Origin of the sequence: Curtobacterium sp. 179-B 9B NHS (assembly GCF_045370965.1) — a bacterium.
Classification (GTDB): domain Bacteria; phylum Actinomycetota; class Actinomycetes; order Actinomycetales; family Microbacteriaceae; genus Curtobacterium.
Genome location: NZ_JBIQDQ010000002.1, coordinates 52,413 through 75,902 on the forward strand (window position 1 = coordinate 52,413; position 23,490 = coordinate 75,902).

Consider the following 23,490-nt stretch of genomic DNA (forward strand, 5'->3'; position numbering starts at 1 on the left):
GCACGGTGCCAGCTGGCACCGTGCCTTCCGTCCGTCGTCGATCGCCGGGGCGACCGGTCCGCGCCTCAGCGACGCAGCGTCGCTCGCGCGAGCCGGTTGCCGATGAACTGCCCGAGCTGGACGATCACCACGATCGCCGCCACGGACACGTAGACGATCCACCAGTCGTACCGCTGCGAGCCGTACACGATCGCGTACTCGCCCAGGCCACCGCCACCGATCAGGGCTCCCTGCGCGGTCATGTCGACGATGCCCACGAAGATGAACGTGTAGCCGAGGATGAGCGGTCCGACGCCCTCGGGGATGAGCACCGTCAGCAGGATCGACACGGGGTGGGCCCCGGACGCCCGCGCTGCCTCGACCACGCCCGGGTCGACGGCGAGCAGGTTCTGCTCGACGATCCGGGACACCGCGAAGGACGCCGCGAGCGAGATCGCGAACGTCACCGCGGGGACGCCGATCGTGGTCTGCACGGCGACGCGCGACAGCGGTGCGATCGCGGCCAGGAAGATCACGAACGGGATCGGGCGCACGATGTTCACGAGCACGTTGACGACCGTGTACACCGCCCGGTTAACGAGCAGGTTGCCCGGACGGGTGGCGTAGAGGACCAGTCCGAGCGCGAGGCCGATCACGCCCGCGAAGACGAGGGAGACCAGCGTCATCACGAGGGTGTCGCGGATCGCGGCGAGGAACACGTCGGACGTGTCGATCACGCTCTGGAAGCCGTTGCCGTTCATGCTGCGACCTCCTCGTCGACGGTGACGTGTCCGTCGCGCAGTGCCCCGATCGCGCGGTCGACGGCGGCGGGGTCGTCCGCGGTCAACTCGTAGGTCAGCGACCCGATGCGGCGTTCGCGGATCTCGCCGACGCCGCCGAACACGAGCTCGGCCGACACCCCGGCGGTGCGGAAGGCCGCGTCGATCCGGTTCTGCAGGCCGACCTCGTCGGTGATCTGCACCGTGACCAGGCGGCCGCGGTGGTGTTCCCGCAGCCGCGCCAGCTGCTCCGCCGAGGGGCGGTCGTGCAGGGCGGTGCGCACGAAGCGCTGCGCCGCACCGGTCTGCGGCGAGGCGAACACGTCGTAGACGTCGCCGACCTCGACCACGCGGCCGTTCTCCATCACGGCGACCCGGTCGGCGATCCGGCGGACCGCGTCCATCTCGTGCGTGATGACGACGATGGTGACACCGAGCTCGCGGTTCACGCGACGGAGGAGCGCGAGCACCTCGGAGGTGGTGTCCGGGTCGAGGGCGCTCGTGGCCTCGTCGGCGAGGAGCAGCTCGGGGTTCGAGGCGAGCGCGCGGGCGATGCCGACGCGCTGCTTCTGCCCGCCGGACAGCTGCTCGGGGTACGCGTGCGCGCGCTCGAGCAGCCCGACGAAGTCGAGGAGTTCGGCCACACGGCGGTCCCGCTCGGCCTTCGCGACACCCGCGACCTTGAGCGGGTACGCGACGTTGCCGGCGATGGTCCGCGAGCGGAACAGGTTGAACTGCTGGAAGATCATGCCGATCTTCCGGCGGGCCAGGCGGCGTTCCTTCTCCGGGATCGCGGTGAGTTCCCTGCCACCGACGGTGACCGTGCCGGACGAGGGGAGCTCGAGGGCGTTCACGAGGCGGACGAGGGTGGACTTGCCGGCACCGGAGTACCCGATGACGCCGAGGACCTCTCCCTGGTGCACGTCCAGGGAGACGTCCTCGACGGCCACCACGGTCTCGCCGGTGTCGGCGCGGCGGTAGTGCTTCGAGACGCCGCGGAGTTCGACGAGGGCGGGCACTACTGCTTGGCCGCCTTCGCGTCCTGCTCGACCGTCGCGAGCTCGGCCTGGAGCTTCGTGGCGCTCTCGTCGCGGGCGACGGCCTCGGGCAGGTCCTTGGCGAAGGCCTTCTGCACCGCCGGGTCCTGGAACAGCTTCGCCAGGTCGAGGTAGGTCTTGTTGTCCTTGTCGGCGTCGCGCACCGCGAAGACGTTCACGTAGGGGGCGGCGCTCGCACTGGCCGGGTCGTCCTGGAAGACGATGTCGCTGGTCGGGAGCTTCGCGGCGGTGGCGAAGTTGTTGTTCACGACCGCGGCGGCGACGGAGCCCTGCTGGAGCGCGTTCGCGGTCTGCGAGGCGTCGAGGGGCTGGACGTCGACCTTCGACGACTCGATGTCGGTCGTGGTCGAGAAGGCCGAGCCGCCGTCCTCGAGCTCGAGGAGCTTCGCGGACTGCAGGATGAGGAGCGCGCGCGCCTGGTTGATCGAGTCGTTCGGGATCGCGACCTTCGCACCCTCGGGCAGCTCGCTCGGCTTCGAGTACTGCGTGGCGTACAGCGGCAGCGGGTACACGGCGGTGGAGCCGATCGGCTGCAGGTCGTCGTCCGAGGTGACGTTGTAGTCCGCCAGGTACTGGATGTGCTGGAACTGGTTGATGTCCAGCTGGCCGTCCTTGAGCGCGGGGTTCGGCAGCGAGTAGTCCGAGAAGTTGGTGAGCTCCACCGTCACGCCGAGCTCGTCCTTCGCGAGCTTCGTGTACGTGCTCCAGTAGCCGAGCGACTTGTCGGCGACGCCGATCGTCACGGTCTTCCCGGCGCCGTCACCGGAGGCAGCGCCCTCGGACCCGCCGGAGCGGACGGCCGCCACGACGACGGCGACGACGATCGCGACCACGACGACCGCGGCGGCGATGATCCAGCCGACGGGGCGCCTGCCCTTCGGCTTCTGGGGCAGGACGGGTGCTGCGGACATGGGTGCTCCTCGTGGGGGACGTGCCCGGACGGGTGGGGCGGGGCCGGGCGGGGCGAGCCCGGACGGCGGCGTGCACGGGCGGTGCGTGGGGAGCCGCGGGATGCCGCGGCCAGGTTCCGAGTGTGGCTGCCCGCGGCGCGACACGCACGATCCGTTCCGCCGTGTTACATCCGTGCCGTTCTCCACAGGTGCCGCACGGCGAGCACCGGGCGCTGCGGGGCTTGGTTGACTCGGAGCGTGCGCAGCCTCGAACTCGTCCTCGACCCCGACTCCGACGCCGCCGTGCGCGCCGCGTGGGACGCCCTGACGGCAGCCGACCTGCCGAGCCTCGGCCGGTCGGGGACGAACGACCCGCACGTCACCCTCGCGGCCGGCGACGCGCTGCCGGTCCCGGAGGGGTTCGACGCCGCGGTGCCGACGACGCTCCGGCTCGGTGGCCTCCTGCTGTTCCCCGCCGGCGCCGGGCGGTCCGTGCTCGTCCGTGCCGTCGTCGTGGACCCGGTCCTCGCGGCCTTCCACGCGGCGGTGCACCGGCGGGCACCCGACGCCGTGGAGACCTCGCTGCCCGGCGGCTGGTCGCCGCACGTCACCTTCGCCCGTCGGGTGCGCGACGAGGACCTGCCCGCCGCGGTCGCGGCGCTCCGGGCGACCCCGCTGCCGGAGACCCTGACCGTCGGCGGGGTCCGCCACTGGGACGGCGAGACGAAGACGGTCACCCCCGTCGCGTGAGGGGTGGCCCCGGTCGGGAGGCGCGGCTCAGGTCCGCAGCACCCGCTCACCGAACACGGACGCGAACCGCCGCTCCGGATCGGCCGCCGCCACCAGCCTGCGGAAGTCCGGCAGGCGCGGCCAGAGGGCCTCGACCGCGTCGGCGTCGAGCGAGCTCGTCTTGCCCCAGTGCGGCCGGCCGTCGAACGGCGCGAGCCGTGCTTCGAGGTCCGGCAGCAGCGCCGCGACCGCCTCGGGGTGCTTCCGCCAGGTGAACGCGATGCAGAGGACGTCCTCGCCCTGCGTCGGGCTGAGCCAGGACGGGTCGGCGGCCATCGTGCGGAGCTCGCAGACGTGCAGGTGTGGCTGGATCCGGTCGGCGAGCCCGCGGAGGGCCTCCAGTGCGGCGGCAGCGTGCCGCAGCGGGACGAAGTGCTCGCTCTGCACCTCGGACCCGACGCTCGGCACCGCGTCGATCGGGAAGTGCGGCAGCCGGTCCCACCACGGGCCCACGGTGCCGTCGCGAGCGGTGACGTGTCCGTCGGCCGGGCGTCCCGGCAGCCGCGGTGCGCCGAGCAGGGCCTCCGGGACGTCGACGTCGTCGGCGCCGTCCGGCACGCGGGACTTCAGCAGCACCTCGCCGACCTCGTCCCCGAACACCGTGTAGGAGCACACCGAGTAGGCCGCGGCGTGCACGTCGGCCACGTGCGCGACGAACCGGTCCCACGGGACGGGCCCGTACGCGTCCTGGCGCATCCGGTAGGACGGTTCGACGTCCACCTCGACGCGCGTCACGATGCCGAGCAGCCCGAGGTGCAGCACGGCCCCGTCGAAGTCGTCCTCGCCGCGACGGACCGTCCGCACGGCACCGTCCGGCCCGAGGAGCTCGAACGACCGCACGGCGGTGCTCAGCGACCCGAGCGTCGTGCCCGACCCGTGCGTCGCGGTGGCGATCGCACCGCCGATCGAGATGTGCGGCAGCGAGCCGGTGTTGTGCAGGGCGACCCCCGCGGCGTCGAGTTCCGGCGCCACCACCCCGTAGCGGGTACCGGCACCCATCGAGGCCGTGCCGGCGGCGGCGTCGACGACGAGGTCCTCGGGGAGCCCCGTCAGGTCGAGCAGCACCCCGTGGGTGTCCGCCACGTCGTTGAACGAGTGGCGGGTGCCGAGCCCGTGCACCCGCTGCGACCGGGCGACGACCTCGGCGGCCTCCTCCAGGGTGCGCGGCCGTTCGACCCGTTCGGCCGAGTAGGTGACCGTACCGGACCAGTTGACCTCGCGCGCCGTCGACCGCATGCCGCCCACGATGCCACGCCGTCGTCGACGTGGCACCGGGGACCGCCGGCCCGGTCCGGTGGTGTTCCGGGTCAGCGCATCGCGGGGGCGCCGGCGGGTGCGCCCTCGGGCGTCGCCGGGCGGCGGACGAACGCCGAGGTGAGGATGCCGACGAGGGAGATGACGCCGCCCACCAGGAACGCGGTCTGCACGCCCGAGGCGGTCGCGGCGGCGACCCCGGCGGCGTCCGCGTCGGCCCCCGCCGAGGCCGCACCGATCGTCAGGAGCGTGACGAAGAGCGCTGTCCCCGCGGCACCTGCGAGCTGCTGCGTCGTCCCGAGCACCGCGCTGCCGTGCGAGTACAGCTTCGGCGGCAGGCCACCGAGCGCGGCGGTGAAGAGCGGGGTGAAGGTGAGCGCGAGGCCGATGCTCAGCACGACGTGGGCGCCGAGGACGAACCACACGCTGGTGTCGACCCCGACCGTGGAGAGCGCCCCGAGGACGGCACTGATGATGATCGACCCGGGCACGAGGAGCACGCGGGGGCCGCGGCGGTCGTAGATGCGGCCGACGACGGGGGAGAGCAGCCCCATGATCAGGCCGCCGGGCAGGAGCAGGAGCCCGACGGTCAGCACCTCGAGCCCGAGGACGCGCTCGAGGTAGATCGGCAGCAGGATCAGCGTGCCGAACATCGCCATGAAGCTGATGCCCATCGCGACGATCGGGACCGTGAAGCCCTTCGTGCGGAAGGTCCGGAGATCGAGCAGGGCGCTGTCGGTGCGCTGCAGGCGGGTCTGCCGGACGACGAAGAACGCCAGTGCCGCGAAGCCGACGACCAGGGCGAGGACGGGGACGAGCGGCCCGGTCGACCCGGCCTCGCCGAAGCTGGACAGCCCGAAGACGATCCCGCCGAACGCCACGGCGGAGACCACGACCGACAGGACGTCGAGCGGCGCGCGGCGGGGCGTGGTCACGTTGCGGACCTTGAGCACGCCGAGCACGAGCGCGGCGACGGCGATCGGCAGCACGAACCCGAAGAGCCAGCGCCACGAGAACGCGTTGAGGATCAGGCCCGAGATGGTCGGGCCGACGGCGGGCGCCACCGAGATGACGATCGAGATGTTGCCCATGATGCGGCCGCGGTGCGCGGGCTCGACCAGGTTGAGGACGGTCGTCATGAGCAGCGGCATCATGATCGCGGTGCCGCTGGCCTGCACGATGCGGCCGACGAGCAGCACGGGGAAGCCGGGTGCCGCGAGGGCGACGAGCGTACCGAGGCTGAACAGCGCCATCGCCGCGATGAAGACCTGGCGCGTGCTGAAGCGCTGGAGCAGGAACCCGGTGATCGGGATCACCACCGCCATGGTGAGCAGGAAGCCCGTGGTGAGCCACTGCCCGGTGGCCGCCGAGATGTCGAGGTCCTCCATGAGCCGGGGGAGCGCGACACCCATGATCGTCTCGTTGAGGATGACGACGAACGCGGAGACGAGCAACAGCCCGATCACGAGTCTGGTCTCGCCGGCGGAGGGCTGCGAGACGCTCCCGGTGCGCGGGGCGGAATCGACTGCCTGGGTCATGCGGGGCTCCTGGGGAGTGACGGGGGAGTACGGCGGAGAGGACGAGGGCGCGCGGACCGCGCAGACAGGGCAACCGCCTGAACGGATCCGAGTATTCCGCTTCCGTGTGTCGTCCTCGTGGACAGGTCCACCCCGAGCGCGGTCAGCGCAGGATCGCGAACCCGTCGCCGTCGCCGTGCGGGACCACGCTGCGTCGGGCGACGTCGGTGACCGTGGCGGTCGGCGGACCGGTGCGGAGGAACGCCATGAGCGCCTCGACCGCCTCGGACGGCCCCTCGGCCTCGACCTCGACGGTCCCGTCGAACAGGTTCCTGGCGTACCCGTCGAGTTCGAGCCCGTCTGCCTTGCGTGCGGTCCAGTACCGGAAGCCGACCCCCTGCACCGAGCCGGACACCACGGCGTGCACCCTCGTCACCGTCGTCATGGCGCCAATGTAGGCACGTCGGGGACCCTGCACGTTACGGCGCTGTTCCGGTTCCGTGAACCGACTGATAGTGTCATCACAACCCGAACACTTCGAGTCATCATGACACAAACACATCCCACCAGCATCCGCGTCGCGGTCTCCACCGTGATCGTCGCCCTGCGCCCGCACCCCGACACCGGTGCCCCGGCGCTGTGGATGCCGCTCGTGCGCCGTGTCGCCGATCCGTTCGAGGGGTCGTGGGCGCTGCCCGGTGGCTGGGTCGGCCCGGACGAGGGGCTCGAGGACTCCGCCGCGGCGCGCCTGCGCGAGACGACGAACGTGCAGCCGCGGTACCTCGAGCAGCTGTACGCGTTCGGCGACGTCGACCGTTCGCCGAGCCGCGTGGTGTCGATCGTCTACTGGGCGCTCGTCCACCCCGACGAGGCCGAGTCCGTCCCCGACGACTGGAACGTCCGCTGGTTCCTGGCCGACGAGCACCCCGCACTCGCGTTCGACCACGACCACATCGTCGCCTACGCCCTCTGGCGGCTCCGCAACAAGGTGTCGTACTCGCGGATCGCGCAGGCGTTCCTCGGGGACCGGTTCACCCTCGCCGAGCTGCGCGGGGTGTACGAGGCCGTGCTCGGGCGGACGCTCGACCCCGCGAACTTCCGTCGACAGGTCGCGCAGTCCGACGCCGTCATCGCGACGGACGAGACCACGAGCGGTGACCGGCACCGCCCGGCTCGGCTGTACCGCTCGAACCCCGACCTGGCCTACGCGGACAACGGCCCGCTGCAGCCCGCCCACCCCCGGCAGCACCACCCGCAGAACCGATAGGAACCACAGTGTCCATCGCCACCACGATCGAGCTCATCTCCAACGGCAAGGCCGACGGCAGCACCTGCACCCCCGACCTCGCCGCGCCGACCTGGGACTTCGACAGCCGCCCGGGCTACGGCCCCGGCTCGTCGATGTCCGACGTCATCCCGACCTCCGCACCGCGGCAGGGGCAGCTCCCCGACGAGTACCGGACCGCGAGCGACGCGGAACTCCACGAGCGCATCGAGCGGGCGAAGGCGACGCTGGGGGACCGGGTCGTCGTGCTCGGCCACTTCTACCAGCGCGACGAGGTCGTCCGGCACGCGGACTTCCTCGGCGACTCGTTCCAGCTCGCGAACGCCGCCCTGACCCGGCCCGACGCCGAGGCCATCGTGTTCTGCGGCGTCCACTTCATGGCGGAGACGGCGGACATCCTCGCCCGTGACGACCAGCGTGTGGTCCTGCCGAACCTCGCCGCCGGGTGCTCGATGGCGGACATGGCCGACATCGACAGCGTCGAGGCGGCCTGGGCCGAGCTCGCCGCCGTGTACGGCACCGAGCCCGACGCCGACGGCCGCGTGCCGGTGATCCCCGTCACGTACATGAACTCCGCCGCCGACCTCAAGGCGTTCTGCGGCCGGAACGGTGGGATCGTCTGCACGTCGTCGAACGCGGCGACCGTGCTCGAGTGGGCGTTCGAGCGGGGGCAGCGCGTGCTGTTCTTCCCCGACCAGCACCTCGGTCGGAACACCGCGAAGGCCATGGGGATCAGCACCGACCGCATGCCCATGTGGAACCCGCGGAAGGCGCTCGGCGGCAACGACGCACAGACCCTGCTCGACGCGCAGGTGGTCCTCTGGCACGGGTTCTGCTCGGTGCACCGCCGGTTCACGGTCGAGCAGATCGACCAGGCCCGCCGGGAGGACCCCGGTGTGCAGGTCATCGTGCACCCCGAGTGTCCGATGGCCGTCGTGGACGCCGCGGACGCTGCGGGCAGCACCGACCTCATCCGCCGGACCGTCGCCGCCGCCACCGAACCGACCTCGTTCGCGATCGGGACCGAGATCAACATGGTGAACCGGCTCGCGGCCGAGTACCCGCAGCACCGGATCACCTGCCTCGACCCCGTCGTCTGCCCCTGCTCGACGATGTACCGGATCCACCCGGGCTACCTCGCCTGGGTGCTCGAGGCACTCGTCCGCGGCGAGGTCCTCAACGAGATCACGGTGCCCGCCGACGTGCAGGCCGACGCCCGGGTCGCGCTCGAGCGCATGCTCGCCGCGAAGCCCCGCGGCTGACGGCCCCGCGCGAGGACACCGGGGACCGCACCGTGCACGTCGTCATCGTCGGGTCCGGCATCGCCGGGCTCACCGCCGCGATCCGCGCCAGCGCCCGCCACGACGTCACCCTGGTGACGAAGGGCGGGCTCGCCGACGGCGCCACCGCCGCTGCCCAGGGCGGGATCGCCGTCGCGCTCGGCGCCGACGACACCGTCGCGCTGCACGAGCACGACACCCACGTCGCGGCCGTCGGTGGGGCCGATGCGCGCGCCGTCGCGCTGCTCTGCGCCGACGGGCCCGCCCGGGCGCGGGACCTGCTCGCGCTGGGCGTCCCGTTCGACCGGACGTCGGACCCCGCGTCCCTCGACCGCCACGGCGACGACCTGGCGCGCGGGCGCGAGGCCGCGCACGGTCGCTGGCGCGTCCTGCACGCCGACGGCGACGCCACGGGCGCAGCGGTCGAGCGCACGCTCGTCGCCGCCCTGCACCGGCAGCACGTCACGGTCCTGGAGCGCACCTGCCTCACCGACCTGGTCGTCCGGGACGGAGCGGTGGTCGGTGTGGACGTGCTCGACCTGCTCGGCGAGCCCCGACGCATCGAGGCGGACACGGTCGTGCTCGCCTCCGGGGGCGCCGGCCACCTGTACCGCGAGACGACCAACCCGCTGGTCGCGACCGGCGACGGCGTCGCAGCGGCCTGGCGGGCGGGGGCCGTCCTCGCCGACCTGGAGTTCGTCCAGTTCCACCCGACCCGGCTGGCCGTACCCGACGGTGGGCTCGTCTCCGAGGCGGTCCGCGGCGAGGGTGCCGTCCTGCGCGACGCCGCCGGACGACGCTTCTTGAGCGCCGTGCACCCGGACGCCGAGCTGGCGCCGCGCGACGTGGTCGCCCGCGGCATCGCGGCCGCCGTCCGCGACCAGGGCGGCGCCCCCGTGCTCCTCGACGCCACGGGGCTCGGCGCGGACCGGCTCGTCGCACGCTTCCCCGGCCTCACCCGCGCGACCCGCGCGGCCGGCTTCGACTGGACGCGGGAGGGCGTGCCGGTCGCCCCGGCGGCGCACTACGCGATGGGCGGGATCGCCACCGACAGCGAGGGGCGCACCAGCCTCCCCGGACTGCTCGCCGTCGGCGAGGCCGCCTGCACCGGCGTCCACGGCGCGAACCGACTCGCGTCGAACTCCCTGCTCGAGGGGCTCGTCTTCGGCGTGCGGACCGCCGACGCGATCGGTGCCCCACGACCCGCGCAGCTGCGCCTGCGCGGCGACGCGGCCCTGCCCGTGCGCACCGTCCCCGACGACCAGGTGGGCACGGAGGCGGAGCCGCACCGTGCCTCCCGGCCGGACGGAGGGGTGCCGGGATCGACGCCCTACGGGACGGACCGCAGCGGACGGCCTGGAGGCGCCGCCCACCCGGACCGTGCCACCGACCTCCGGCAGGCGGTCCAGACCGAGATGACGGAGCGGGTCGGCCTGCTCCGGGACGCGGACGGACTCGCCGCCGCACGTCGCGCGCTCGCTGCGCTCCGGTCGCCGGTGGCGCGCACCGTGCGGGACCACGAGGACCGCGCCCTGCTCGACCTGGCGCGGGTCACCGCGCTCGCGGCGGCTTCCCGGACCGAGTCGCGCGGGGCGCACGCGCGCACCGATCACCCGGAGACCGATCCCTCCGCGCCGGTGTCGACCGGGTGGGTCCGCGCCGTCCGGCGCGGCAGCGCCCCGGCCTCCGTCCAGTCCAGCAGCACAGCGCAGTCCAGCAGCACCGCGCAGTCCAGCAGCACCGCGCCCGTCCAGCAGGGAGTCCCCGCATGACCACCACCACCGCAGTCGACCCCGGGACGATCCCGCCGCACGCCCTGCGTCGCGTGATCGAGACGGCGCTCGAGGAGGACGCTCCGTGGGGTGACGTCACGAGCGAGACGCTCATCCCCGTCGACGCCCGCGCGACCGCGACCATGGCCGCCCGCGAACCCGGCGTGCTGTCGGGCGGCGCGGTGTTCGCCGCCGTGATGCACGCCGTCGACCCCACGGTGCGCACGGAGCTGCACCTGGCCGACGGCGAGCCCTTCGACGCCGGACAGGTCCTCGCCACGGTGCACGGCCCTGCGCGCTCGGTCCTGCGCGCCGAGCGGGTCGGGCTCAACCTGGTGCAGCGGATGTCCGGCATCGCGACCGTCACCGCGCGGTACGTCGCGGCCGTCTCGGGGACGGGCGCACGGATCGTCGACACCCGCAAGACCACTCCGGGCCTCCGGGCCGTCGAGCGGTACGCCGTGCGCTGCGGCGGTGGCCACAACCACCGGAACTCGCTGTCCGACGCCGTCCTCGCCAAGGACAACCACCTGGCCGTGCTGCTCGCCGGCGGCACCGCGATCGGCGACGCCGTCCGCGGAGCCCGTGGTCGGCTCGGGCACACGGTCCACCTGGAGGTCGAGGTCGACCGGCTCGACCAGGTCGAACCCGTGGTCGCGGCCGGTGTCGACACGATCATGCTCGACAACTTCACGCCGGAGCAGCTCGTCGAGGGCGTGCGGCTGGTCGCGGGCCGTGCGCTCGTCGAGGCCTCCGGCGGGGTCTCGCTCGACACGGTGGGCGCCATCGCGCGCACCGGGGTCGACGTCGTCTCCGTCGGCGCACTCACCCACTCGGCGCGGGCGCTCGACCTCGGGCTCGACGTCGACGTGACCGGCGGCTGACCCGGTGTTCTACCTCGACCGCGCCGCGACCACCCCGGTCCGCCGCGAGGTGCTCGAGGCGATGTGGCCGTACCTCACCGGCGTCTTCGGCAACCCGTCGTCCACGCACGGGGTGGGTGAGGCGGCCGCCCGGGGACTCGCCGACGCCCGGGCGACGATCGCCCGGTTCCTCGGGTGCCGTCCGGGCGAGGTCGTCCTCACCACCGGCGGCACCGAGGGTGCGAACACCGCGGTCAAGGGCATCGCGCTCGCGGCACCCCGCGGCCGGCACGTCGTCACGAGCGCGATCGAGCACGAGGCGGTGCTCGAGAGCTGCCGGTACCTGGAGCGCCACCACGGGTTCACCGTCACGCTCGTGCCGGTCGAACGCGACGGGACCGTGACGCCCGAGGCGCTCGCGCGGGTCGTCCGTCCGGACACCACGCTCGTCTCGGTGGCACACGCCGACAACGAGGTCGGCACCGTGCAGGACCTCCCGGCCCTCGCGGCGGTCGCGCACCGCGTCGGGGCCCGGTTCCACACCGACGCCGTGCAGAGCGCTCCGTGGCTGCCCCTCGGGCTCGACCGGCTCGGCGTCGACGCGCTGTCGTTCTCCGGGCACAAGCTCGGCGCACCGAAGGGCACCGGCGCACTCGCGGTCCGGGGTGGGGTACCGCTCGAGCCGCTGCTGCACGGCGGGGGACAGGAGCGGGGGAGACGGTCGGGGACCGAGGACGTCGCCGGAGCGGTCGCCCTCGCCACCGCGGTGTCGCTCGTCGAGGGGGCCCGGGGCGCCGCTGCCGCCCGTGCGACCGTGACCCGGGACGCCGTGGTCGAGGGCGTGCTGGCGTCGGTGCCCGGTGCCGTGCTGACCGGGGCGGCGCCGGTCGGGTCGGCGCTGGGCGGGGCGGGTCGGCTCCCGGGGCACGCGTCGTTCTGCTTCCCGGCGGTGCCGGGTGGTCCGCCGGCGGTCAACGGCGAGACCGTGCTGCTCGAACTCGAGGAGCGCGACGTCGTGACCTCCTCCGGGAGCGCCTGTGCCGCGGGGAGCACCGAGGCCTCACACGTCCTCACCGCCCTCGGGCTGTCGGAGGACACCGCGCGCACGGCCCTGCGACTGACGTTCGACGACGGGCTCACGGACGAGGACGTGGCCGTCGTGGTGCGGGTGGTCGCGGAGTCGGTCGCCGCGGTCCGGCGCCTGAGCTGAGTGTACTAGACGTTCTACTCCATAGTTGGGGGTGATGTCCCCCCTTCTGTGGACAGCGATCGTCCGTCACGATGGAGCCATGGCGAACGCGATCACCACCCGGGACCGACAGGAGGTCCCCTTCCGTGCGGTCCAGCTCCTGCCGGCACCCGCGACCGTGGTCGCCATCGCACTCGCCGCGCAGCACGACCTCGGCACCGCCCCGCTCGGCGCCATCGCGACCGTGGGGGCACTCGCCACCGTCGTGAGTGCCCTGCTCCCGACGGTCGGCACCGCGGCACTCCGTCGGGCCATGCCCGCCCCCAGCGAGACGGACCGGTACCGAGGAGACACCGAACACCTCTGAGGAACCCACCACCCGAGGCCAGCACCGCGCGGTCCCGTCACCCCGGGGCCCGCGGTGCTCATGACCGGACGCAGCACCCCTGACCGCGTCCGGCGCCGGACACGACATCCCCTGTCGTCGTGCCCGAGCGGCCGCTGCGCCCGTCGTGGACGCGGCGCCGGACCCTGACCGGCGCCGCACCCCCTGTCAGTCCACGACGGGTCGCGGTGGCGTCGAACGGCCGCGCAGCGGCCGTCCCGCCGTCGAGCGGCGGCCGCCCGGTCGTCGTGCCCGGGGGTGAGCGTGTCAGCGTGTCAGCGTGCCGGCGGCTCGGGGACGCCCGGCCAGACGTAGTCCAGGTCGTCGGGCACGTCGGGGAACAACGGTCGGTAGTGCTCCGGCGCCTTCTGCACGAGCTTCGACCGGTGCGAGGCGTGCACCGCCGGGTCGGTGTTCCACGCGGGCACCGCGAAGTCGCCGCGCTCGTACGCGACCAGGTCCTCGGGGACCAGCCCGAGGTCGGCCAGGGTCTTCTCCAGGCAGGTGTCGGCGTGCCCGCGCTCGAGCCACACCCGGCACGTCGCGTCCTGGTAGGCCATCAGCGCCGGGCGGTACCCGCGCCACATGGCGACGACGGGGTGGTGCTGCCAGCCGTAGTCCGGCAGGGTCAACGCCCGCATCACCTGCAGGGTCTCGACGCGCTGCTTGCCGAGTCGCTTGTCGTCGAGGACCTCGGCCGAGGCGCGGAAGTCGGCGTACGGCAGGAACGTCTGCATCACCCGGACGGTACCCGCGCGTGCTGGTGGGCGACACAAGTCGTCACACCCGGACGGGCCCTCGGACGACGTGTGAGCATCGATCGCATGGACGGAGCACTCGTCGTCGGCGTCAGCGGCAGCCCATCGGACCCCTCGCGCACCTCGACCCTGGTCGGGGCGACCGTGGCGCGCATGGCGGAGGACCTGCCGGACGCCCGGACCGCACAGGTCGAGATCGGACCGCTGCTCGCGGACCTCGGTGCCGCGCCCTCCCGCGAGGCGATGTCGGACCGCACCCGGCGAGCGCTCGAGACCGTCGAGGCAGCGGACGTGCTCGTCGTCGGCAGCCCGGCGTTCCGGGCCGCCTACTCCGGTGCCTTCAAGCTCTTCTTCGACTGGGTGGGGCAGTACGACCTCGTCGACACCCCGGTGCTCCTGACCGCCACGGGCGGCAGTGACCGGCACGCACTGCTCGTCGAGCACCAGATGCGGCCGCTGTTCGGCTTCTTCCAGTCGACGACCCTGCCGCTCGGCGTGTTCGGGAACGAGCGCGACTTCACCAAGCGCGAGGGCGGGTACGACATCGCCAGCGTCGACCTCGAGCTGCGCATCGACCAGGCGGTCCGGCGCGCGCTGCCGATCGTCCGCGGAGGGTTCGCCGCCGTCGGCGCCGACGACGTCCGCCGTCCCGCCGACTTCTAGCCGCCGCCCGCCCGCCGCTCGCCCTCGCACGACGCGCCGCCGGTTGCGCCGCCGAACGGGCACGACACGCCGCGCGTCGTCCGCCGAGGGGGCGACGTACGTCACGGTCGAGCGCGACCGTGACGTACATCGCCCGCTCGGAACCTCACCGGGACGGGACGGGACGGGACGGGACGGGACGGGACGGACGGGACGGACGGGACGTCTGGACGCGGGGCGGACGGGAGGCGCGTGGCGGGCGGGTGCCGCGCCTCCAGGCCGTCAGTCGGTCGGGTCGGCCACCAGTGACGCGACGTGGGCGACCGCCAGGCGGTAGCCGTCGGCGCCCGCACCGGCGATGACCGCGGTCGCCGCCGTCGCGACGTGGTCGACGTGCCGGAACGGCTCGCGCTTCCATGTGTTCGAGAGGTGCACCTCGACGACCGGGATGCTCAGTGCCTCGACTGCGTCGTGCAGCGCGACCGAGGTGTGCGCGTAGGCGGCGGGGTTGATGACCACCGCGACGAAGTCGTCGAGCGCCTCGTGCAGCCACTCGACGAGCTCGCCCTCGCGGTTGGTCTGCCGGAAGTCCGCCTCGAGCTCGTGGACCGCCGCCTCGGTGTGCACGATCGCCTCGAGCTCGGCGAGCGTCACGGTGCCGTACTGTGCCGGGTCGCGACGCCCGAGGATGTCGAGGTTCGGCCCGTTCAGGACGAGGATCCGCCGGGGGCGTGTCGTGGTGTCGGTGACCGGCTCGCTCATGGGGAGAGCCTACCGAGCGGCGGGGCTGCAGCGACGGCGACGGATGCGCGAGCTATGTGAACGGTCACATCGCGGTGTAACGTTCCCGCTCGGGTCGGCGCAGTTGCCGACTGCAACACACTGATGTGGAGATCGCATGGTTCTCGCTGCGGCGACCAACGGGATCCGGCTCGAACTGGGCTGGGTCGACTACTTGATGATCATCGTGTACTTCGCGGTGGTCATCGGCATCGGGTTCACCGCCCGCAAGCAGGTGCGGACGAGCATGGACTTCTTCCTGTCCGGTCGCTCGATGCCGGCCTGGATCACGGGCCTCGCCTTCGTGTCCGCGAACCTCGGCGCGACCGAGATCCTCGGCATGGCCGCGAACGGCGCACAGATCGGCATGGCGACGCTGCACTACTACCTCATCGGTGCCGTGCCCGCGATGGTGTTCCTCGGGCTCGTGATGATGCCCTTCTACTACGGGTCCAAGGTCCGGTCGGTGCCGGAGTTCATGCTCCGCCGCTTCGGCAAGGCGCCGCACCTGGTGAACTCGATCGCGTTCGCCGTGTCGAACGTGCTCATCGCCGGCATCAACCTCTACGCCATGGCGATCGTCATCGAGGCGATGCTCGGCTGGCCGGAGTGGCTCGCGATCCTGGTGTCCGCCGCGTTCGTGCTCGCCTACATCACCCTCGGCGGGCTCTCGAGCGCGATCTACAACGAGGTCATGCAGTTCTTCGTGATCATCGCGGGCCTCGTGCCGCTGACGATCGTCGGCCTGCACCGCGTCGGCGGCTGGGGCGGCCTCACCGAGGCGATCAAGGAGACGCAGGGCGTGCAGCACCTGCAGGCCTGGACGGGCACCGGCATCGGCGACGTCACGAACCCGATCGGGGCGAACTGGCTCGCCATCGTGCTCGGCCTCGGCTTCGTGCTCTCCTTCGGCTACTGGACGACGAACTTCACCGAGGTGCAGCGCGCGTTCTCGGCGAAGAACATGTCGGCAGCCCGCCGGACCCCGCTCATCGCGGCGATCCCGAAGCTCTTCATCCCGTTCATCGTCGTCGTGCCGGGGCTCATCGCCGCGGCCGTCGTGGGCAACCAGTTCGCCTCGGGGGAGCTGACCTACAACGACGCGATCCCGAAGCTCATCCAGATGTACCTGCCGACCGGCGTGCTCGGCATCGCGGTGACGGGTCTGCTCGCCTCGTTCATGGCGGGCATGGCGGCGAACGTCTCGTCCTTCAACACCGTCTTCACGTACGACATCTGGCAGCGGTACATCAAGCCGAACATGCCCGACCTGCACTACCTGAAGACCGGTCGCTGGGTCACGGTCGTCGGCGTGGTCGTCGGCATCGGCACGGCGTTCCTCGCCGCGCAGGCCGGCAACATCATGACCTACATGCAGACGCTGTTCTCGTTCTTCAACGCACCGCTCTTCGGCGTCTTCATCCTCGGACTCCTGTGGAAGCGGATGACCACCCAGGGCGCGCTCTGGGGCTACGTGCTCGGCATCGTGACGCCGACGATCACCTGGATCGCGTACCTCGTGAACCCGTCGCTGTTCTCGACGGCGACCGCCGAGACGATGTACGGCGCGATCATCTCGTTCGTCACGGTGCTCGTCGTCGGCGTGCTCGTCTCGCTCGCCACGAAGCCGAAGGACGTGTCGGAGCTCGGCGGCCTGGTGTACGGCGTCGGCAAGATCGACATGACCGCCGGAGCCGTCGCGACGGACACCGCCTGGTACCGCTCGCCCGCGCTGCTCGGCACCGTCGCGCTCGTGCTGTGCGTCGCCCTCTACCTGCCGTTCCTCTAGGCCCGGACCCGAAGGAGTACTCCCATGCGTGAGGACACCACGAAGCTCACCGAGGAGCAGGCGGCGCTCGTCCGCTCCACCCGCCGACTCGACCTGCGCCGCATCCTCGGCGGCCTGTTCGTGCTCTACGGCGTGATCACCACCATCGTCGGCATCGTCCACTGGGACACCGACCCCGAGAAGACCGGCGGCATCCACATCAACCTGTGGGTCGGGCTGTCGCTGCTCGTCGGCGGGCTGCTCTTCTTCCTGTGGGACCGGCTGAACCCGGTGCCCGCCGAGGACATCGTCGGGCAGGCCGAGGCCGAGGCCGACCAGCGCGCCGCAGGCGAGGGGCGCGAGCGGGTCTGACCCCGCTGCGCCGCTGCGCCCGCTCGGCGAGAACGGGCGTACCTGGTGAGAACGGGCGTACCGGGTCGGATCATCCGACCAGGTACGCCCGTTCTCACATTCCATCTCGGGCGTTCTGGGAAGGAACGGGCGGCCGGGACGCGGTCGGCCCCGGGACGGGACGGTTGCGCTCGACGGGCGGCTGCGCCAGGTTGGTGCTCGACGAAGGGAACCACCGTGGAGCAGATGGTGTTCATCAACCTGCCGGTCACCGACCTGGACCGGGCAGTCGGCTTCTACGAGGCGCTCGGCTACACGGTGAACCCGGAGTTCACCGACGAGACCGCCGCGTGCATCGTCGTGAGCAGCACCGTGTACGTGATGCTCCTCACGCATGCGAAGTTCCAGGAGTTCACCGACGGGACGATCGCCGCCCCCGGGACGGTCGAGGTGATCAACTCGCTGAGCGCAGCCTCGAAGGACGAGGTGCACCGCATCGTCGACGCCGCCGTCATGAGCGGCGGGAACGAGGACCGCCCGGAGACCGACCTCGGCTTCATGTACCAGCGCAGCTTCACCGACCCGGACGGCCACCGGTGGGAGTACGTCTGGATGGACCAGGCCGCGATGACGGGCGACGGCACCGACCGGTGACCCCGGGGTCGTCGGTGCGGTCGGCCAGGATGGACGCGTGAGCGACGACCCGACGATGATCCCCGACGGCCTGGTGACCGGAGAGGACGGCCTCGCGCGCCCGGTCTGGGCCGCGACCGACCCGATGCTCCGCGAGTACTACGACACCGAGTGGGGCATGCCGGTCCGCGACGAGCGCGGGGTGTTCGAGCGGTTGTCGCTCGAGGCGTTCCAGTCCGGGCTGTCCTGGCGCACGATCCTGGCCAAGCGCCCCGCGTTCCGCGCGGCCTTCGCGGACTTCGACCCGGACGTGGTCGCGGTCTTCGGGGACGACGACGTCGAGCGCCTGATTGCGGACGCCGGCATCGTCCGGAACCGGGCGAAGATCCGCGCGACGATCACGAACGCGAACGCGACGATCGCCCTGCGCGCCGACGGTGGGCTCGCCGACCTCGTGTGGTCCTTCCGGCCGGACGCGACACCGGCGCCGCGGACGATCGCCGAGGTCCCGACGACGAGCGAGGCGTCCGTGGCGCTGTCGATGGCCCTGCGGAAGCGCGGGTTCGCGTTCGTCGGGCCCACGACGATGCACGCCCTGATGGAGGCACTCGGCATCGTCGACACGCACCTGGTCGGCAGTCACCGACGCGGCACGTCCGGCGTCTGGGCCTGACAGGCCGCGATCAGTCGAGCGGGAGCTGCATCTGCGTCGCGGTGACGCGGTAGCCGAGCGCGGCGTACAGGTCCTGCGCGCCCGTGTTGTACCCGAACACGTTGAGCCCGATGCTCGTGGCGCCGTGCTCACGGGCGACCCGCTGCCCGGCCTCGAGCGCCCGTCGGGCGTGACCGCGGCGACGGAACGGCTCGTCGACCTCGACGTCGAACACCCACCACTCGGTGCTGCCCGACGAGAACGGTCCGATCCAGAGGTACCCCACGACGGCGTCGGCGTCGTCGACCAGGTCCCAGACGAAGTGGTCGGGCAGGGGTGCCCCGTCCGGGAACCACTGGTCGAGCGACCGCTGCTTGTTCGCCTCGGCCTGCTCGCGGGTCTCACCGGCCCGCATGCGCGATCCGACGTACTCCGCCATCGTGCGGTCCAGCCAGGCCGGGAGGCGCGTGGCCGGCATCGGGACGAGCCGCGTGTCCGTCACCGGTTGCCCTTGGACCCGCGTTTCGGCTTGCCGTTCCCGAGCCGCTGGGTGCCCGGTCGTCCGGTCCCGCGCGGCTTGCGCGCGCCCTTGCCGCCCGCCTTGCCGCCGGCGGCCTGCTTCGCGGTGGCCTTGCCACCACCGGCGCGGGCGGTGCTGCCGCGACCGGCTCCGGAGCCGTCCCGCGTGCCGCGCGAGCCGGCGTCGTCGGCGTTCGTCGTGCCTCCCGGTCGGTCGGCGGCGTTCCGCGAGCTGTTGGCGGTGCGACCGCGCACGACACCGATGAACTCCTCGGTGGTGTCGGAGGCGTCCGCGTCGCGCCAGACGAGGGCGATCCGGGTGCCCGCTGCGCCGTCGAGGGGCTTCGCCACCAGGTCCTTGCGGCTGGCCGCGCGGAAGAGGGACTGGGGGAGCACGACGACCCCGACGTTCGCCTCGACCAGGTCGAGGGCGGCGGACACGTCCTCCGGCACGGGCCCGGCGTCGACGACGTGCACGTCGGCCAGGTCGGCCTCGGTCACCACGTCGGAGGAGGCGAGGGACGCGTCCTTCGGCATCGCGACGACGGCCGTCTCGGTCCAGAGCGGGATGGCGTTGAGGTGGGCGCCGACGGGCATCCGGGCGAAGGCCATGTCGGCCTCGCCGGTGAGCGCGTCGTCGACCTCGGTCGGTCCGATCGGCAGCAGGCCGAGCTCGGCGTCCGGGAAGCGTTCCCGCCAGACCCGGACCCACTTCGCGGGGGAGACCCCCGGGACGAAGGCGATGGTGAGGGCCGCGGTCATGCAACCGAGTGTAGGGGCCGTACCCTGGTACGCATGGCGCAGGAACAGACGATGAAGCCCGAGACGGCTGCGAAGAAGCTCGGCATCCTGCTGGCGGCAGCCCCGGAGTCGTTCCGCGCGGAGCCGGTCACCCGGACCGCCTTCGACGAGCTCCGCACGCAGCCGCCGGCGTGGCTCGAGGAACTCCGTCGCGAAGGGCCGCACCCGCGTCCGGTCGTCGCGCAGAAGCTCGGCGTGTCGATCTCCGGCCTCGTGCGTGCCGGGGTCGAGGAGCCCCTGACCACCGCCGAGGTCAAGGCCCTCCTGCAGGAGATGCCCGAGTGGCTCGTGCGTGAGCGTGCGACGCAGGCCGAGGTGCACGCCGAGAACGCCCGCGTGAAGCAGGAGCGTGCCGACAAGGCCGCTGCGCGCGCCCAGGACTGACCGACCGGACCGACCCGGACGCCGCTCGCCGTGACCGCCGTGCACGAGACCATCGCCGACGCGATGCTCGTCGTGCCGCAGTTCGCGTCGGTCTGCTGCATCGTGGGGGACCGCTACCGGCCCCGACCGGGTGTGATCGTCCCCGCCGCGGTGATGCTCGTGGCGATGGTGCTCCCCGTCGTGCAGGCGGGCGCCTCGTGGACGCTGCTGGCCGCGGCGACGCTGCTGCTCCTCGCGCCGCTGCCCGTGCTGCGGCGCCGTCGGCCGGACGGGCGTCGGGCGGAGCCGATGGACGTGCACCGGGCACTGTCGTCGGTCGTGATGGCCGGCATGCTCCTGATGGGGCACGCGACCGGGCTGTCCGACGGGCACGCCGGACACGGGATCGCGCTCTCCGCGGTCCTCGGAGCCGGTGTGATCGGCTACTGCGCGTTCAGCGGGTGGCTGCTCCGGTACGAGTGGGCGCGCGAGGACCGTCGAGCCGTCCGCAGCGGTGAGGTCTTCGCGATGACGGTCGCCGTGGTCGGGATGACGCTGGCGATGTAGCGCGGGGGTCGACCAGCGGTAACGTCGGGGCGTGTCCGACCGAACCGTCCGTCGCCCCGATCCCGCACCGCGCCTCGACGAGGTCGACGAGCGCATCCTCTGGACCCTGGCCGGCGACGCCCGGATGCCGAACAACCGGCTGGCCGCCGCGGTCGGGGTCGCGCCGTCCACGTGCCTGACGCGGGTGCGCGCGCTCGAGGACGCCGGGGTGATCCGCGGCTACCGGGCCGACGTCGACGTCGCGAAGCTCGGGTTCGCGATCGAGGCGATGGTGTCCGTCCGGGTGCACGCCGCGGCCCGGCACGAACTGCGCGACTTCGCGAAGCGCCTGCTCCGGGTGCCCGTCGTGCAGGACGTGGCGTTCCTCGCCGGCGACAAGGACTTCCTCGTGCACATCGCCTGCACGTCGACGGAGCAGCTGCGGGACTTCGTCGCCGACGAGCTGAGCGGGGACCCCGCCGTCGCGACGACGCAGACGAACATCGTGTTCGAGCGGCTCGTCGCGGACCGCGCGCACCAGGGGCGGTCGTTCGACGAGCTCCGCCGCTGGCGCGCCTGACCCGGGCGACGAGCTGCGGCGCCGGCGAGCCTGACCCGGGCCGACGACCTCGCACCGACCCGGGACGCGGACGACAGTGCGCTCAGCGGGTGCGCGTCATCGGGACGTGCGGGATCGCGTCCTCGAGGAAGTCGTCGCCGGACCGCACGAAACCGAACCGGCCGTACCACTGCTCGAGGTGCGCCTGCGCGTTGATCGCGATCGACGACGAGCGGGACTCGGCGATCGCCGCCTCCATGAGCTGCGCCCCGAGCCCCTGCGACCGCGCGTGCCGGGCGGTGGCGACGCGGCCGATGCGCTCGGTGCCGTCGTCCTCGCGGAGCAGCCGGAGCGTGGCGTCCACCGAGCCCTGCCCTGCCCAGAACTGCACCGTGCCCGGCTCGAGGTCGCGGCCGTCGATGTCCGGGTAGGCGCACTCCTGCTCGACGACGAACACGTCCTGTCGGAGCCGCAGGATCTCGTGCAGCGTCACGATGTCGAGGTTGCGCGTCGGGGCGGAGAAGATCGAGACCACGTGCGGCCTTTCCTGAGAATTTCTTCCGTGACCGGTTCCGGTCCGGGATCGATCGGCGTACAGTGCCGGTCAACCACTCTACGTGCGCAGCCGAGATCAGGAGGTGAGCGCATGGACCAGCCGTTGCGCGACCCCTGGCGCGCGCTGCTCCGGACCGCCCTCGTGGGCGTCGGGGTCGCCGCTGCGCTCGTGCTGCTCTCGCTGCTCCTCGGTGCCCGTCCGGCCGCAGCAGCCGAGGGGGCTCCGCAGCAGCGCGGGCTGGTCAGCGGGCTGGTCCAGGACGTCGGCGACACCGTGCAGGGAGCGACGCAGGCCGTCGACAGTGCGGTCGCCCCCGTGCGGCAGGCCGTCGCACCGCCCGCCGCTGCCCCGGTGCCAGCGGCTCCGGCTCCCGCCCCCGCTGCTCCGGCTCCCGTCGCTGCCGCTCCGGCTCCTGCCGCCGCGGCTCCCGCCCCGGCGCGTCCCGCACCGCCGGCACCGCCGGTCGTGCAGCACGCCGCACCGGCCGTCCCAGCGACCAGCACGCAGACGCCGACCACCCAGCAGACGACGACCGCACAGCAGACGCCGGCGGCCCAGCAGGCCCCGACCACGCCGCAGGCGTCGCCGACTCCGCCGACCGGCACCGCCGCAATCCCGGCCACGCCGACGACCGCCGGTGGTGAGGACGTGGCGAGCAGTGCCTCCCGGCCGCTCACCGACACCCTCACCGGCGCCCTCCGCCCCGTCACCGAGACGGTGCAGACGGTCACGGGAGCACGGCCCGTCACGGGCGTCGTCGACACGGTCGACAGCGTGGTCGGCGCCCTCCCGGTGACCCGCGACCTGCTCGGTGACGACACCGTCGGCACCGTCACCGCGCCGGTCACCGGAGCGGTCGACGACGTGGTCGACCGTGTCGGGACGACCGTCGGATCGTTGCCCGGCACGGTCGAGCAGGTCCTCCCGCCCGTCGAGGACGCGCTCCCGGTCCTGCCGCTCCCGGTGACGCCGGTCCTGCCGCTCCCCGTCACGCCGGCCCCGCTGCCGCCCCTCCTGCCGGGAGGCACGGCGCCCGTCCCCGGGACCGCGCCGACCCCGGTGGGCGGCACGGACGAGCAGCCGGTGCGCGTCCGGCACGACGCGCCCACCCCGGCCTCCGTCGTCGCCGTGGACGGCGCCAGCGGCCCACTGACGGTGGCCGGTGTCCCGGCAGTACCGGGTGACGTCGCACGCGACGGCGCTCCGGCCACCGAGCACGTGGCGGTCGCCACCGTCGTCGGTGCTGCCGCCCCGGCCGCTCCGGTGCCGGCCGCGGCGACCGTCGGCGGGGCGGCGCTGCTCGTCCCGGCGGACGGCGACGGCCACGACGGCCTCCCGTCCGGCCCGGGCGTCTCCGGTGCCGCGGGCGGTGCCACCTCCGGCTCCGCGGGCGCCGCGCCCGTCGGGCTCGACGGCACCTCCGGTGTCCGGTTCTCCCTCGCCGTGGGGTCACGCGGCAGCCTCGCCGACGACGTGGTCCCCGCGTCCGTCGTCGGCGACCACGACGTCGCTCCTGACTGAG

At 72.9% G+C, this 23,490-nt stretch carries 27 protein-coding genes; 16 read left to right on the forward strand and 11 right to left on the reverse strand.

What is annotated here, in order from left to right; translation table 11 throughout:
• Positions 1–65: 65 nt before the first annotated feature.
• Genes ACH0A8_RS02050 through ACH0A8_RS02060 form a run of 3 tightly spaced genes read right to left on the reverse strand, consistent with a single transcriptional unit; the run spans position 66 to position 2,727 of the window.
• The gene (locus ACH0A8_RS02050) at positions 66–740 is read right to left on the reverse strand and encodes a methionine ABC transporter permease (RefSeq protein ID WP_406906323.1); all 675 of its coding nucleotides are present in this window, start codon (positions 738–740) and stop codon (positions 66–68) included.
• Complete coding sequence (locus ACH0A8_RS02055) at positions 737–1,777, reverse strand: methionine ABC transporter ATP-binding protein (protein WP_209685010.1); 1,041 nt, start codon at positions 1,775–1,777, stop codon at positions 737–739. Before ACH0A8_RS02055 ends, ACH0A8_RS02050 begins: the two co-directional genes overlap by 4 nt.
• The gene (locus tag ACH0A8_RS02060; protein WP_209685011.1) at positions 1,777–2,727 is read right to left on the reverse strand and encodes a MetQ/NlpA family ABC transporter substrate-binding protein; all 951 of its coding nucleotides are present in this window, start codon (positions 2,725–2,727) and stop codon (positions 1,777–1,779) included. Before ACH0A8_RS02060 ends, ACH0A8_RS02055 begins: the two co-directional genes overlap by 1 nt.
• Before the next feature lie 237 nt (positions 2,728–2,964).
• On the opposite strand from ACH0A8_RS02060, the gene ACH0A8_RS02065 reads away from it, so the two are divergent.
• On the forward strand, positions 2,965–3,456 hold the full coding sequence (locus ACH0A8_RS02065; protein ID WP_251159606.1) for a 2'-5' RNA ligase family protein: 492 nt from the start codon (positions 2,965–2,967) through the stop codon (positions 3,454–3,456).
• A gap of 27 nt (positions 3,457–3,483) precedes the next feature.
• Here the strand turns inward: ACH0A8_RS02065 and ACH0A8_RS02070 are convergent, their stop codons facing one another.
• The 3 genes from ACH0A8_RS02070 to ACH0A8_RS02080 all read right to left on the reverse strand — a co-directional run bounded on the left by ACH0A8_RS02070 (position 3,484) and on the right by ACH0A8_RS02080 (position 6,711).
• The gene (locus ACH0A8_RS02070) at positions 3,484–4,731 is read right to left on the reverse strand and encodes a D-arabinono-1,4-lactone oxidase (RefSeq protein WP_311206094.1); all 1,248 of its coding nucleotides are present in this window, start codon (positions 4,729–4,731) and stop codon (positions 3,484–3,486) included.
• A gap of 71 nt (positions 4,732–4,802) precedes the next feature.
• Positions 4,803–6,287, reverse strand: a complete 1,485-nt coding sequence (locus ACH0A8_RS02075; protein ID WP_406906327.1) for an MDR family MFS transporter — start codon at positions 6,285–6,287, stop codon at positions 4,803–4,805.
• A 142-nt stretch (positions 6,288–6,429) separates the two neighbouring features.
• Positions 6,430–6,711, reverse strand: coding sequence for an acylphosphatase (locus tag ACH0A8_RS02080; RefSeq protein WP_066655367.1), 282 nt, complete (start codon positions 6,709–6,711; stop codon positions 6,430–6,432).
• Positions 6,712–6,813: 102 nt separating this feature from the next.
• Here ACH0A8_RS02080 and ACH0A8_RS02085 point away from each other — a divergent pair, with 102 nt between their 5' ends.
• The 6 genes from ACH0A8_RS02085 (at position 6,814) to ACH0A8_RS02110 (ending at position 13,022) form a co-directional block, all read left to right on the forward strand.
• Complete coding sequence (locus tag ACH0A8_RS02085) at positions 6,814–7,533, forward strand: NrtR DNA-binding winged helix domain-containing protein (RefSeq protein ID WP_066655366.1); 720 nt, start codon at positions 6,814–6,816, stop codon at positions 7,531–7,533.
• A gap of 8 nt (positions 7,534–7,541) precedes the next feature.
• Complete coding sequence (gene nadA, locus ACH0A8_RS02090) at positions 7,542–8,813, forward strand: quinolinate synthase NadA (RefSeq protein ID WP_066655365.1); 1,272 nt, start codon at positions 7,542–7,544, stop codon at positions 8,811–8,813.
• 32 nt (positions 8,814–8,845) lie between these two features.
• Positions 8,846–10,603 (forward strand): L-aspartate oxidase, encoded by a 1,758-nt coding sequence (locus ACH0A8_RS02095; RefSeq protein WP_406906330.1) that lies wholly within the window; start codon positions 8,846–8,848, stop codon positions 10,601–10,603.
• Positions 10,600–11,487, forward strand: coding sequence for a carboxylating nicotinate-nucleotide diphosphorylase (gene nadC, locus ACH0A8_RS02100; RefSeq protein ID WP_406906332.1), 888 nt, complete (start codon positions 10,600–10,602; stop codon positions 11,485–11,487). The genes ACH0A8_RS02095 and nadC overlap by 4 nt, the downstream gene beginning before the upstream one ends.
• 4 nt (positions 11,488–11,491) lie before the next feature.
• Positions 11,492–12,676: a cysteine desulfurase family protein gene (locus ACH0A8_RS02105; protein WP_209685018.1), complete on the forward strand. Its 1,185-nt coding sequence runs from the start codon at positions 11,492–11,494 to the stop codon at positions 12,674–12,676.
• A 79-nt stretch (positions 12,677–12,755) separates the two neighbouring features.
• On the forward strand, positions 12,756–13,022 hold the full coding sequence (locus ACH0A8_RS02110; protein ID WP_066655361.1) for a hypothetical protein: 267 nt from the start codon (positions 12,756–12,758) through the stop codon (positions 13,020–13,022).
• A gap of 293 nt (positions 13,023–13,315) precedes the next feature.
• On the opposite strand, the gene ACH0A8_RS02115 is transcribed toward ACH0A8_RS02110, so the two are convergent.
• Positions 13,316–13,777 (reverse strand): MSMEG_6728 family protein, encoded by a 462-nt coding sequence (locus tag ACH0A8_RS02115; protein WP_209685019.1) that lies wholly within the window; start codon positions 13,775–13,777, stop codon positions 13,316–13,318.
• An 87-nt stretch (positions 13,778–13,864) separates the two neighbouring features.
• Between ACH0A8_RS02115 and ACH0A8_RS02120 the strand changes: the two genes are divergently transcribed.
• Positions 13,865–14,461, forward strand: coding sequence for an NAD(P)H-dependent oxidoreductase (locus ACH0A8_RS02120; RefSeq protein ID WP_209685020.1), 597 nt, complete (start codon positions 13,865–13,867; stop codon positions 14,459–14,461).
• 261 nt (positions 14,462–14,722) lie between these two features.
• Here the strand turns inward: ACH0A8_RS02120 and aroQ are convergent, their stop codons facing one another.
• Entirely contained in the window at positions 14,723–15,202 is a 480-nt protein-coding gene (gene aroQ / locus ACH0A8_RS02125) for a type II 3-dehydroquinate dehydratase (protein ID WP_400430010.1), read from the reverse strand.
• 136 nt (positions 15,203–15,338) lie between these two features.
• Between aroQ and ACH0A8_RS02130 the strand changes: the two genes are divergently transcribed.
• From ACH0A8_RS02130 to ACH0A8_RS02145, 4 genes are all read left to right on the forward strand, one after another.
• Positions 15,339–17,009 (forward strand): sodium:solute symporter family protein, encoded by a 1,671-nt coding sequence (locus ACH0A8_RS02130; protein WP_251159601.1) that lies wholly within the window; start codon positions 15,339–15,341, stop codon positions 17,007–17,009.
• 24 nt (positions 17,010–17,033) lie between these two features.
• Entirely contained in the window at positions 17,034–17,360 is a 327-nt protein-coding gene (locus tag ACH0A8_RS02135; protein ID WP_194074877.1) for a hypothetical protein, read from the forward strand.
• A gap of 225 nt (positions 17,361–17,585) precedes the next feature.
• Positions 17,586–17,993 (forward strand): VOC family protein, encoded by a 408-nt coding sequence (locus ACH0A8_RS02140; RefSeq protein WP_245172227.1) that lies wholly within the window; start codon positions 17,586–17,588, stop codon positions 17,991–17,993.
• Positions 17,994–18,048: 55 nt separating this feature from the next.
• Positions 18,049–18,645, forward strand: coding sequence for a DNA-3-methyladenine glycosylase I (locus ACH0A8_RS02145; protein WP_406906516.1), 597 nt, complete (start codon positions 18,049–18,051; stop codon positions 18,643–18,645).
• Between the two features lie 10 nt (positions 18,646–18,655).
• Here ACH0A8_RS02145 and ACH0A8_RS02150 read toward each other — a convergent pair whose 3' ends face one another.
• Both ACH0A8_RS02150 and ACH0A8_RS02155 read right to left on the reverse strand, forming a co-directional pair.
• A complete protein-coding gene (locus ACH0A8_RS02150; RefSeq protein ID WP_066655347.1) occupies positions 18,656–19,126 on the reverse strand; it encodes an N-acetyltransferase in 471 nt (156 codons plus the stop codon).
• Positions 19,123–19,905 (reverse strand): LysR family transcriptional regulator substrate-binding protein, encoded by a 783-nt coding sequence (locus tag ACH0A8_RS02155; RefSeq protein WP_209685023.1) that lies wholly within the window; start codon positions 19,903–19,905, stop codon positions 19,123–19,125. Before ACH0A8_RS02155 ends, ACH0A8_RS02150 begins: the two co-directional genes overlap by 4 nt.
• 33 nt (positions 19,906–19,938) lie before the next feature.
• Between ACH0A8_RS02155 and ACH0A8_RS02160 the strand changes: the two genes are divergently transcribed.
• From ACH0A8_RS02160 to ACH0A8_RS02170, 3 genes are read left to right on the forward strand one after another with little or no spacing between them, the layout of a single operon-like run.
• Positions 19,939–20,328, forward strand: a complete 390-nt coding sequence (locus ACH0A8_RS02160; RefSeq protein WP_066655342.1) for a DUF5997 family protein — start codon at positions 19,939–19,941, stop codon at positions 20,326–20,328.
• Positions 20,329–20,358: 30 nt separating this feature from the next.
• Positions 20,359–20,874, forward strand: coding sequence for a hypothetical protein (locus ACH0A8_RS02165; protein ID WP_406906338.1), 516 nt, complete (start codon positions 20,359–20,361; stop codon positions 20,872–20,874).
• Positions 20,875–20,905: 31 nt separating this feature from the next.
• Positions 20,906–21,433, forward strand: coding sequence for an Lrp/AsnC family transcriptional regulator (locus ACH0A8_RS02170; RefSeq protein ID WP_066655337.1), 528 nt, complete (start codon positions 20,906–20,908; stop codon positions 21,431–21,433).
• Positions 21,434–21,515: 82 nt separating this feature from the next.
• Here the strand turns inward: ACH0A8_RS02170 and ACH0A8_RS02175 are convergent, their stop codons facing one another.
• On the reverse strand, positions 21,516–21,947 hold the full coding sequence (locus tag ACH0A8_RS02175) for a GNAT family N-acetyltransferase (protein WP_126892230.1): 432 nt from the start codon (positions 21,945–21,947) through the stop codon (positions 21,516–21,518).
• 111 nt (positions 21,948–22,058) lie between these two features.
• Between ACH0A8_RS02175 and ACH0A8_RS02180 the strand changes: the two genes are divergently transcribed.
• A complete protein-coding gene (locus ACH0A8_RS02180) occupies positions 22,059–23,489 on the forward strand; it encodes a hypothetical protein (RefSeq protein WP_406906341.1) in 1,431 nt (476 codons plus the stop codon).
• Position 23,490: the final 1 nt, after the last annotated feature.

Coding starts and splice junctions, on each gene's coding strand:
- ACH0A8_RS02050 (WP_406906323.1), bottom strand. CDS start 740: ATGAACGGCAACGGCTTCCAGAGCGTGATCGACACGTCCGACGTGTTC.
- ACH0A8_RS02060 (WP_209685011.1), bottom strand. CDS start 2,727: ATGTCCGCAGCACCCGTCCTGCCCCAGAAGCCGAAGGGCAGGCGCCCC.
- ACH0A8_RS02070 (WP_311206094.1), bottom strand. CDS start 4,731: ATGCGGTCGACGGCGCGCGAGGTCAACTGGTCCGGTACGGTCACCTAC.
- ACH0A8_RS02075 (WP_406906327.1), bottom strand. CDS start 6,287: ATGACCCAGGCAGTCGATTCCGCCCCGCGCACCGGGAGCGTCTCGCAG.
- ACH0A8_RS02080 (WP_066655367.1), bottom strand. CDS start 6,711: ATGACGACGGTGACGAGGGTGCACGCCGTGGTGTCCGGCTCGGTGCAG.
- ACH0A8_RS02085 (WP_066655366.1), top strand. CDS start 6,814: ATGACACAAACACATCCCACCAGCATCCGCGTCGCGGTCTCCACCGTG.
- nadC (WP_406906332.1), top strand. CDS start 10,600: ATGACCACCACCACCGCAGTCGACCCCGGGACGATCCCGCCGCACGCC.
- ACH0A8_RS02110 (WP_066655361.1), top strand. CDS start 12,756: ATGGCGAACGCGATCACCACCCGGGACCGACAGGAGGTCCCCTTCCGT.
- ACH0A8_RS02115 (WP_209685019.1), bottom strand. CDS start 13,777: ATGCAGACGTTCCTGCCGTACGCCGACTTCCGCGCCTCGGCCGAGGTC.
- ACH0A8_RS02120 (WP_209685020.1), top strand. CDS start 13,865: ATGGACGGAGCACTCGTCGTCGGCGTCAGCGGCAGCCCATCGGACCCC.
- aroQ (WP_400430010.1), bottom strand. CDS start 15,202: ATGAGCGAGCCGGTCACCGACACCACGACACGCCCCCGGCGGATCCTC.
- ACH0A8_RS02130 (WP_251159601.1), top strand. CDS start 15,339: ATGGTTCTCGCTGCGGCGACCAACGGGATCCGGCTCGAACTGGGCTGG.
- ACH0A8_RS02135 (WP_194074877.1), top strand. CDS start 17,034: ATGCGTGAGGACACCACGAAGCTCACCGAGGAGCAGGCGGCGCTCGTC.
- ACH0A8_RS02140 (WP_245172227.1), top strand. CDS start 17,586: ATGGTGTTCATCAACCTGCCGGTCACCGACCTGGACCGGGCAGTCGGC.
- ACH0A8_RS02145 (WP_406906516.1), top strand. CDS start 18,049: ATGATCCCCGACGGCCTGGTGACCGGAGAGGACGGCCTCGCGCGCCCG.
- ACH0A8_RS02155 (WP_209685023.1), bottom strand. CDS start 19,905: ATGACCGCGGCCCTCACCATCGCCTTCGTCCCGGGGGTCTCCCCCGCG.
- ACH0A8_RS02160 (WP_066655342.1), top strand. CDS start 19,939: ATGGCGCAGGAACAGACGATGAAGCCCGAGACGGCTGCGAAGAAGCTC.
- ACH0A8_RS02180 (WP_406906341.1), top strand. CDS start 22,059: ATGGACCAGCCGTTGCGCGACCCCTGGCGCGCGCTGCTCCGGACCGCC.